We start from the raw sequence: 9,353 nt of genomic DNA, 5'->3' as shown, positions 1-9,353 counted from the left end.
ATAGTCGCCGCCACTCGCCGCGCCTCGCAGACCCGCAGCGGACTTGATCTTGAGGTGGTGGTCGGTGAACCTCAGGTGCATCGCGCTGAGGCGTTCCGGTTGGGTGAATACATGCTGGGCCTCTACGCCTCCCGGGAGTACCTGTCCGAATGGGGCACCCCGCGCAGTGTCGTCGAGGCAGCTGAGCACCAGTTGGTCTACTTCATTGATTCGATGCTGCAGGTGGACAGTCTCGACACCCCTCGGCGGTTACTGCCGACGATGAAGGATTCGCTCAGTTCCACCAATGTCTTTGTCCATGTGGAGGCTACCCGGGCTGGCGCCGGGATTGGGCTCCTGCCCTGTTTCATGGCAGACCGGCATGATGATCTGGTCCGTCTTCTTCCTGCCGAGATCGCCGAGCGGCTCNGCTACTGGCTGGTCGCCAGACCGGATTCACTGCGGCAGCCAGCCGTAGCTGTGGTTGTTGCGGCCCTCCGCGATGCTACTGCAGCCTACGAAGATCACCTGCTGGGCAGATCCGCGATCCGGTTCTGACTACCTTCGCCCGGCTGCAGGGTCACTGATCGTGGAGGACCTGCGCGCCGTTGCTGAACTTCCGCACCCGGGCGTCGTCCCACACCTGAGCTGGTACTCCCCCACCCAGCAGCACGCGAGCCAGCCCCGGATCCTGATCCAGTGGTGTCTCGCTGCCGGCGATGATGACGTTGCCATACCGTCGTCCCTTCAGCATGGCTGGGTCAGCGATCACTGCTGTGTAAGTAAATGCCTCACCGATGGTGGCCGCCTCCCGGCGGGCGCCGGCGAGGTCCGGTGAGTCACCGCAGTTGACCAGATAGAGGCCGTTTTCACTGAGCACCCTCTTGGCGTGCTGGGTGAACTCAAGGGTGGTCAACGGCCGTGGGGTTTTGCTGCCCGCAAAAACATCGCGGATGATCAGATCGCGGCTTCCGGCGGTGAGGGATTCCGTTACCTCGCGGGCTTCGCCCACCCTGATGCGCACCAGCGGGGCACGCGGGAGGTCAAACCAGTCCCGCACCAACCCGGCAAGTCTGCTATCGAGTTCCACCACCACCTGACGAGCCTCCGGTACCGATGCGGCGAAGTACCGCGCCAGCGAACAGGCTCCGCCGCCGAGGTGGAGCGCCCGCAGGGGCCCGCCGTCGCGTCGCTGGGATTCGACCAGTGCCGCGATCCACCTCATGTATTCGAAGTCCAGGCGCAACGGGTCGCTGAGATCGATGTGCGAACTGGGTACTCCGTTGACCTTGAGGATCCAGCCGTTGGGGTTGAACGGGTCGGGTTCCACTTCGCAGGTGCCGGTGTCAATGTCGTAGGTTCCGGCAACCGGTCCTGAGTCGCCCTGATCGGGCTGGGCTTTCGGGTCGCCGGGCCGGGCCGGTCTCTGCCGTCCCATTACTGCCGCCCCACCTTAGGAGTGGTCAGCCCGTCGGCGATCATGCCGGCATCCCGGGTTGAGCGGGCGAGCACCACTCCGAGGAGTTCGTCGTCGTCGGGAAGGGCGCGCCGAACCAGGAATATGGGCATAGGTGCCATGCTAGCCGCCCGGATGGCCACCATTACTGGCGGTGCATCCGGAACATCGGCCGGTGGTGCCAGGTGGGCCCGCAGAGAGTGTCCGTGCCGTCCGGTTCGAAGCCGTTCCGCCGATAGAAGCGTTCGGCCCGCGGGTTCCCGTTGAGAATCCACAGGTAGGCGGCCCGGTTTTCGATGGCGGTATCCAAAAGCCGCTGGCCCAACCCGGTGCCGTGGGACGCGGCGAGGGTGTAAATGTGGTGCAATTCGAAGTCGGGACGATCCTCATCCCGGCCCGGCCCCGACGTTGCGATGCCCACGGCCGTCCCAGCCTCATCGAACGCCACCCAACTGGAGGCACCGGCCTCGAGCGCAGCCCGCCGCTTGGCGATCAGGGCAGGCAGTTCGGCGTCGTAGTACGCGTGAAACTGGGGTGGCATGATCTGCGCATAGGTCTCGTGCAGGCCCTGCAGGTGGGTGCGGGAGTAGGTTTCTGCGTCGTCGGGCGACGCCCGGCGGATGGAAAAAATCACCCGCCCAGTTTATGCCGCGGCGGCAACGACCACGGCCACCGCAAACCCGTCCCAGTCCTTGGACCCGACGGTCTGGATAGCGGTTGCCTCCAGTTGGGGGTGGCTGCCCAGCAGTTCCAGCGCTTCCCGGGTGCCCCGCACCGCGTCATCACCGTTCGTCTCAAGGACGGTTCCACCGCGCACCACGTTGTCGAGGACGATCACGCTGCCTGGCCGGGACAACCTGATCGCCCAGTCCAGGTAACGCGGGTTGTTCGCTTTGTCGGCATCAATGAAGAACAGGTCGTAGGGTCCGGTCAGAGTGGGAAGGGTGTCGAGCGCTGCACCCACGTGGATGGTGACCTTATGGCCCTCACCTGCCTGATCCAGGTTCTGGCGGGCCACCTCGGCGTGGGCCTGCTCGTACTCGCAGGTATCAACCAGACCGTCGTCGGGCACGCCCCGGGCCAGCCAGATGGTGCTGAATCCGCCGAGGGTGCCAATTTCGAGGATCCGCCGTGCGCCCTGAATCCGTGCCAGCAGCATCAGGAATTTCCCCTGCGTGGGGGTGACTTCGATGGCGGGCATCCCCGCAGCGGCAGTCGCGTCAACTGCCCCGGTCAGCGCCTCATCCGGTTGGACCACCGTGTCCACCAGATAACGTTCGACAGCGGCCCACCCAGTCATGAATGGCCCTGGTACTCGTCCATCTCGTCAATGGCCTGCTCGAGGCGTTCCACTTTTCCGGTCAGCTCACACGAATAGCCTGGGCGGATGTCCGCCTTCAATACCAGTGAGACGCGGCTGCCGTACTTGCCGACTGCTGCGGTGGCCCGCTTGATCACGTCCATCACCTCATCCCACTCACCCTCGATCGTGGTGAACATGGAATCCGTCTGGTTGGGCAGGCCCGAGTCGCGGACAATCCTGACGGCTTCGGCCACTGCGTCGTGGACCGAACCATCCGCGTTCTCCGCCGTGGTGGCACCGGTTCCGGCTGGGGCAACTGAGAAGGCTACAAGCATGGTCCAAGTCTGGCATATCGGCACCCCAGCGGAAGGGGTTGCAGCAAGATTGGTGCTGAGCCAGCGAGATAAAATCTCCGGATGTGCCCGCCGTCATGGCTAGGTCGTCCACCGTTTGGCAGGATGGGGCAATGACTCGCGGAATATATGTCAGTGCCATGACTGAAGGCTCAGGTAAGTCCCTCATCTCTCTGGGGTTGGCGGACATGCTCCACCGGCATTCGGACCGGGTCGGGTTCTTCAGGCCCATCGTTGAAGGCGATGACGTGGAAGCGGACCCGATGGTCAACCTGATGCAGCGCTCATTCGATCTTCCGCCGGCACGCGCCCGCGGCGGTCTCACCCGCACCGAGGCGCGGGCCCTCCTGGTCAAAGGCCAGCGGGAAGAAATCGACACCCGGTGCGTCGCTATTTACAGCGAGATCGCGCGGGACTGCGACGTCATCATCGTCGAAGGCACCGACCTCAGCGGGCACGACGCCCCGCTCGAGTTCGACCTGAACGCTCGGCTCGCCAACAATCTCGGCGCCATGGTGCTGGCGGTTGTGAACGCCAAGGAGATGTCCGTGTCCGAAGCGGCCGACGCCGTCGACGTCGCCCGCCGCGAACTGGACGCCGCGCAGGTTTCGCTGCTGGCCATGATGGTCAACCGGGCGGCGGACGACGCCGTCGCTGAGATCAGCTCGCAGGTCCGCCCCGGGCGGTCCGGGCGTCCCGTGTATGTCATTCCGGAACTTGCGGAGATTTCCCGGCCCACCGTCGGCGAGGTAGCCCGCGCGCTCGGGGCCCGGCAGATTGCGGGTAGCCCCACCCTTGAACGGGACGTCGCGTCGATCAAGGTCGCCGCTATGAACGTCGGAAACTTTCTTCATAAGCTCACCGACGGGGCCCTGGTGATCGTCCCCGGAGATCGGGCCGACGTCATGGTGGCAACCCTTGCGTCCTCCTTCTCACCGGAATTCCCCGTGCCCTCCGGTCTGATCCTCACCGGTGGTCTCGCCCCTGATTCCACGATCCTTTCCCTGCTGGCGCAAGCGCCCTTCCCCGTTTTTACACTCGACGATGACACCTACACCGCAGCACGGCGGGTCAGTGAGGTGCGCGGGGAAATTGCGACCGGGTTGAAGCGCAAGGCGGCGGCGGCCCTCGGCGCCTGGGCCCGCCAGGTCGATGAGAAGGAGCTTCTTGAGCGGCTTGAACTCCCCCGGGCGCTCACCATGACGCCGCTGCGGTTCCTACACGACCTGATCGAGCGGGCACGGTCCCAGCGTCGCCACATCGTTCTCCCCGAGGGGGAGGACCTGAGGATCCTTCGGGCCGCCGAGATCCTGCACCGCCGGGACGTCTGCGATCTGACCATTCTCGGGCCAGAGACGAAGATCCGCGAGCTCGCGGCGGGGCAGGGCATCGACCTGTCCGGGCTCACCCTCGTTGATCCGGCCACGTCCGATTTGCGCGAAGAGTTCGCCGCCGAGTACGTGCGGCTACGGTCCCACAAGGGCGTGTCCATCGAAAATGCCCGGGAACGTATGCTCGAAGGCGCATACTTCGGAACCATGATGGTGCAGCTCGGGAAAGTGGATGGCATGGTCTCTGGGGCGGCGCACACCACCGCCAACACCATTCGGCCGGCGCTGGAGTTCGTGAAGACCAAGGAGGGTGTAAAGATCGTGTCCTCGGTCTTCTTGATGCTACTGAGCGACCGCGTACTGGTCTACGGCGACTGCGCCGTCAACCCCAATCCCAACGACGAGCAGCTCGCCGATATTGCGGTGGCCTCGGCGGAGACCGCTGAGCAGTTCGGCGTGGATCCACGGGTGGCCATGCTTTCCTACTCGACCGGCGAATCAGGTTCAGGCGGCGCAGTGGACGAAGTACGCCGAGCCACTGAGCTGGTGCGGGAATTGCGGCCAGAGCTTCCGGTGGAGGGCCCGATCCAGTACGACGCCGCCGTCGACGCCTCGGTCGCGAAGTCGAAGCTTCCCGGATCATCGGTCGCCGGTCAGGCTACCGTCTTCATCTTCCCCGACCTCAACACGGGCAACAACACGTACAAGGCAGTCCAGCAGTCGGCGGGCGCCGTGGCTGTGGGGCCGGTGCTGCAGGGCCTCCGGAAGCCGGTCAATGACCTTTCCCGCGGCTGCACCGTTGAAGATATCGTCAACACTGTGGCAATCACCGCCGTCCAGGCGCAGGACACCGGAGAGTGATTGGCAAAGGCGATCGACTGGTTCGGCTTACCGGACGCTGATCTCAGGAGGGAATGTCGCCAACGGTGCTGTATTTGCGCCGCCAGTCGCGGCCTTCCTCCCCGCCGTAGAGGGTCCAGTATTCGCGGCCTGAAGTGATAACGCCGTCGGCGACGGTCCAAATCGAGACAACACGGAAGATGCCAACGTCCTCCTGAGGCACCTGTACCTCGGACACGACGACGTCGCCAGCGTCGTAAACATTTAACACGTCAATGCTCCAGCCGTTCGGATGCTCTGAATTCACCGCAACTAGGTTGTCCTTGCCACGGATGATTTCGCGCGTGACGGGCCAGAAGACCTCCACGTTGTCGGCAAGTGTTCGTCCAACAGCGTTCCAGTCCCGGCTCCACACCGCCGACCAATACCGCCGGACCACCTCGGTAGCTTCCATACGCCGATGCTACTCGACTTGCCATCCACCTACATCGGAAATGGGTTGTTGCTGGTGCGCCAGTCGCCTGCTGAAGGACGCCACCGCACGACGTCAGCAGCCTCCAGTAGAGTTTCAGGCAGGAGGCACCATGATCATTCTTGTCATCAACTCGGGCTCATCATCGCTGAAGTATCAGGTACGCGACACCGGATCCGGCGAACGGTTAGCCGAAGGCACCGTGGAGCGGATCGGCGATCCCACCCACGGCGGTCCAGCCGACCACCAGGAGGCACTTGACCGGGTGACGGCCGATGTTGAAGTAGCGCTGCAGGGACAGGGCATTGACGCCGTCGGCCACCGGGTGGTGCACGGCGGCGAACGGTTCAGCGAACCGGTCCTGGTGGACAACGAGATCACGAGATCCATTGAACGCCTCAGCCCCTTGGCGCCCCTCCACAATCCGGCAAACGTTCAGGGCATCCGGGCGATAACCGCCAAATGGCCCAACATGCCGCAGGTCGCGGTTTTTGATACGGCCTTCCACCGCACCCTGCCCGAACCAGCCTGGCGGTATGCAGTCCCCGACGAGCTGTACACCAGGTTCGGGATCCGCCGCTATGGTTTCCACGGCACCTCAATTGGCTATGTCGCCCACCACGCAGCCGCCCTGCTGGGGTTGGCGCCCTCCGAGTTCACCGGAATCATTGCCCACCTGGGCAATGGTGCTTCCATCACCGCAGTCAGGTCGGGAGCCAGCATCGACACCTCCATGGGGTTCACACCGTTGGAGGGCCTGGTGATGGGGACCCGCTCCGGCGACATCGACCCATCGATCCTGCTGTTCCTGAGCAGGGAAGGCTACTCGGCCGATGATCTCGACCAGCTCCTCAACCGCGAATCCGGCCTGAAAGGGTTGACCGGGCAGAACGACATGCGTTCAGTCGTGGAGTCAGCGGCTGCCGGGGAGGTCAGGGCCGAGCTAGCCCTTGACCTCGCGTCTTACCGCCTCGCCAAGTACATCGGCGGATATCATGTGGCCGTCGGCGGCGCCCAGGCGCTGGTGTTCACCGCCGGCATCGGCGAGAACTCCTGGCAGTTCCGCGAGCGCGTGGTCAACAGATTGGGCGCGCTCAACGTCCACCTCGACGACGCCGAGAACCGTAAGAAGAGCTCGGCCCTCCGCCAGATCAGCACGGAGGAGTCTGCGTTCCCCGTGCTCGTTGTGCCCACCGACGAAGAGGCAGCAATCGCGGAGGCGACCGCCGCCGTCGTCGTCGGACGCTGACCTCGTCACCGGTTCAGGGCATCCCAGCAAGCCGCGCCAACGCCGCCGCCACTGCACCGGCAACAACAACCACGAGGAATGGCGCGCGCAACAGCAGCGCAACCGCGGCAGCGGCCAAGGCCACAATCCTGGCATCGAGGGCCAGTTGCTGCCCCGAGGCGAACGTGTTGACGGCCGTGAGCGATGCGAGGAGCCCAATGGTCAGGGTGCCGGCAACCCGGGACATCCGCGGGTTATCCATCCACCGGGCCGGAACCAGATAGCCAGCGAGTTTGGTGAGAAACGCAAGCGCGCAGGCCAGCAGTATCCAGAACCACAGGTTCATCGGTGCTCTCTCTCCTCCGCGTAGGGGTCAATGTCGGGTTCCATACCTTCATCCGGGCGTCCATGACCAAACCAGCCGATTGCGCCGGCCACCGCGGCGGCAATCAGGATGGGCAGCCCGGGGGCAACCACGGGGACGACCGCTACCGTGACCAGCGCGCAGACCACAGCGATGGCGGCCGGCTCCCTGGTTCGGAGCCGCGGCCAGAGCAGGCCCAGGAATGCGGCGACTGCTGCACCATCGAGGCCCCAGCGCGCCGGGTCGCCCAGCGCGCCGCCGAGCAGCGCACCGGCGACGGTGAACATGTTCCACAACACGAACACACCGATTCCCGCGCTCCAGAACCCCCGTCGTCGTTCGTCCGGATCGGTCTGCCCGCTCGCGGTAGCTGCCGACTCGTCGACGGTGACCTGCGCGGCCACGAACCGTCGCCAGCCGGTGGGCCGCACCAGCGCGTTCATTTGCATGCCATACACCGCATTACGGATTCCCAGCAGCGAGGCGGCAGTCATCGCCGCGGCCCCGGTGCCGCCGCCTCCCACCACCCCGATGAAGGCAAATTGCGAGCCGCCGCTGAACAGCAGCAGGCTCAAGGCCATGGTCTGCCAGATGTCGAAGCCCGAGGTGACTGACAGCGCACCAAAAGAAAGCCCGTACAGCCCCGTGGCGACCGAGATTGAGAGACCAACCCGAACGGCGGGCGACTGCAGATATTTCACCAAGTCAGCGTAGGGCTCCGGCGGGCAATCGGCCACTTGGCTTTCAATCCGGGTCAATCAGAGCAATACTAAAGATAGTCAGCTTACTTACTACCAACTGGAGTGTGCATCATGAAGGCAGTAACATGGCAAGGCCGTCGCACCGTCAGCGTTGAACAAGTCCCGGATCCCGTCATCCAGGAACCCACCGACGCGATCGTCCGCATCACCTCCTCGGCAATCTGCGGGTCCGACCTGCACTTGTACGAAGTGTTGACCCCCTACATGCACAAGAACGATGTGTTGGGTCACGAGCCAATGGGGATAGTCCAGGAGGTTGGTAGCGCCGTTACCAACCTGCGCCCTGGAGACCGCGTCGTGATCCCGTTCAACATTTCCTGTGGTCACTGCTGGATGTGTGTCCGCGGGCTGCAGTCGCAGTGTGAAACCACTCAGGTCCGCGAACAGGGTTCCGGGGCCAGCCTGCTCGGCTTCTCCGAACTCTACGGTTCGGTGCCCGGTGGCCAGGCGGAATTCCTGCGCGTCCCCCACGCCGACTACGGGTCGGTCAAGGTCGGCCACGAACTACCTGACGAGCGGTACCTGTACCTCTCTGACATCCTCCCCACTGCATGGCAGGGCGTGAAGTACGCTGACGTGCCCGACGGCGGCACCCTCGCCGTCTTCGGTCTCGGGCCGGTGGGGCAGTTCGCCGCACGGATCGGACGCCATTTCGGACAGCGGGTCATCGCCGTCGAGCCTGTCGCGGAACGACGTGCGATGGCTGAACGCCACGGCATTGAGACCCTCGACTTCACGAAAGATATCGGCGACGAGCTGCGGGAAATGACCGACGGGCGCGGCCCGGACGCGGTAGTGGACGCCGTCGGCATGGAATCCCACGACTCCCCACTGGGCGCCTTTGCCCAGAACGCGGTCAACATGCTCCCGGAAGCCCTCGCCAAGAAGGCAATGGAAACCGCCGGGGTCGACCGTCTCACGGTCCTGCACGCTGCGATTGACTCGGTGCGCCGCGGCGGAACCATCTCCCTCAGCGGCGTCTACGGCGGAACAGCAAGCCCCATGCCCCTGCTGAACATGTTCGACAAGCAGATCCAGACCCGCATGGGGCAATGCAACGTGCGCAACTGGACCGACGAACTGCTGCCCATCGTCGAGGACCCCTCCGATCCGCTGGGTGTGATGGATCTGATGACCCACACCATCGGCATCGACGAGGCGCCAGCCGCCTACGAGAAGTTCCAGAAGAAGCAGGACGGCTGCATCAAGGTGATCATCCGCCCCTAGTTAGAGGCCGTCTGGCGCAGAAAAGTGCCGGCCCCGCAG

At 64.4% G+C, this 9,353-nt stretch carries 12 protein-coding genes; 4 read left to right on the top strand and 8 right to left on the bottom strand.

All coding sequences use genetic code 11. From position 1 onward, the window contains the following. Positions 1-537: LysR substrate-binding domain-containing protein (locus K728_RS0113345; protein WP_024477021.1), on the top strand; the 537-nt coding region annotated here is incomplete at its 5' end. Between the two features lie 22 nt (positions 538-559). Here the strand turns inward: K728_RS0113345 and K728_RS0113340 are convergent. Genes K728_RS0113340 through K728_RS0113320 form a run of 5 tightly spaced genes read right to left on the bottom strand, consistent with a single transcriptional unit; the run spans position 560 to position 3,073 of the window. After that, entirely contained in the window at positions 560-1,417 is an 858-nt protein-coding gene (locus K728_RS0113340; protein ID WP_024477020.1) for a spermidine synthase, read from the bottom strand. Then, the gene (locus K728_RS22395; protein WP_193353939.1) at positions 1,417-1,557 is read right to left on the bottom strand and encodes a hypothetical protein; all 141 of its coding nucleotides are present in this window, start codon (positions 1,555-1,557) and stop codon (positions 1,417-1,419) included. Before K728_RS22395 ends, K728_RS0113340 begins: the two co-directional genes overlap by 1 nt. A gap of 23 nt (positions 1,558-1,580) precedes the next feature. Further along, on the bottom strand, positions 1,581-2,069 hold the full coding sequence (locus K728_RS0113330; protein ID WP_019483930.1) for a GNAT family N-acetyltransferase: 489 nt from the start codon (positions 2,067-2,069) through the stop codon (positions 1,581-1,583). Between the two features lie 9 nt (positions 2,070-2,078). Then, positions 2,079-2,735, bottom strand: a complete 657-nt coding sequence (locus K728_RS0113325) for an O-methyltransferase (protein ID WP_019483931.1) — start codon at positions 2,733-2,735, stop codon at positions 2,079-2,081. Continuing rightward, positions 2,732-3,073 carry a thiamine-binding protein gene (locus K728_RS0113320; protein WP_019483932.1) on the bottom strand — a complete coding sequence of 114 codons (342 nt, stop codon included), beginning with the start codon at positions 3,071-3,073 and terminating at the stop codon, positions 2,732-2,734. Before K728_RS0113320 ends, K728_RS0113325 begins: the two co-directional genes overlap by 4 nt. A 131-nt stretch (positions 3,074-3,204) precedes the next feature. Here K728_RS0113320 and pta point away from each other — a divergent pair, with 131 nt between their 5' ends. Next, positions 3,205-5,283 carry a phosphate acetyltransferase gene (pta, locus tag K728_RS0113315; protein WP_024477019.1) on the top strand — a complete coding sequence of 693 codons (2,079 nt, stop codon included), beginning with the start codon at positions 3,205-3,207 and terminating at the stop codon, positions 5,281-5,283. A gap of 43 nt (positions 5,284-5,326) precedes the next feature. Here pta and K728_RS0113310 read toward each other — a convergent pair whose 3' ends face one another. Further along, the gene (locus K728_RS0113310; protein ID WP_019483934.1) at positions 5,327-5,716 is read right to left on the bottom strand and encodes a nuclear transport factor 2 family protein; all 390 of its coding nucleotides are present in this window, start codon (positions 5,714-5,716) and stop codon (positions 5,327-5,329) included. Positions 5,717-5,846: 130 nt separating this feature from the next. On the opposite strand from K728_RS0113310, the gene K728_RS0113305 reads away from it, so the two are divergent. Next, a complete protein-coding gene (locus tag K728_RS0113305) occupies positions 5,847-6,983 on the top strand; it encodes an acetate/propionate family kinase (RefSeq protein WP_019483935.1) in 1,137 nt (378 codons plus the stop codon). Between the two features lie 13 nt (positions 6,984-6,996). Here the strand turns inward: K728_RS0113305 and K728_RS0113300 are convergent, their stop codons facing one another. Together K728_RS0113300 and K728_RS0113295 are read right to left on the bottom strand one after the other, a co-directional pair. Then, positions 6,997-7,308, bottom strand: coding sequence for an AzlD domain-containing protein (locus tag K728_RS0113300; RefSeq protein ID WP_019483936.1), 312 nt, complete (start codon positions 7,306-7,308; stop codon positions 6,997-6,999). Further along, positions 7,305-8,027, bottom strand: coding sequence for an AzlC family ABC transporter permease (locus K728_RS0113295; RefSeq protein ID WP_024477018.1), 723 nt, complete (start codon positions 8,025-8,027; stop codon positions 7,305-7,307). Before K728_RS0113295 ends, K728_RS0113300 begins: the two co-directional genes overlap by 4 nt. A gap of 111 nt (positions 8,028-8,138) precedes the next feature. Between K728_RS0113295 and K728_RS0113290 the strand changes: the two genes are divergently transcribed. Then, positions 8,139-9,314, top strand: coding sequence for a zinc-dependent alcohol dehydrogenase (locus tag K728_RS0113290; protein WP_024477017.1), 1,176 nt, complete (start codon positions 8,139-8,141; stop codon positions 9,312-9,314). Positions 9,315-9,353: the final 39 nt, after the last annotated feature.

This window comes from Arthrobacter sp. CAL618 (assembly GCF_000468215.1).
Lineage (GTDB): Bacteria > Actinomycetota > Actinomycetes > Actinomycetales > Micrococcaceae > Arthrobacter_D.
Note: the sequence above shows the minus strand (reverse complement) of the source record. Positions and strands in the feature narration are given on the sequence as shown.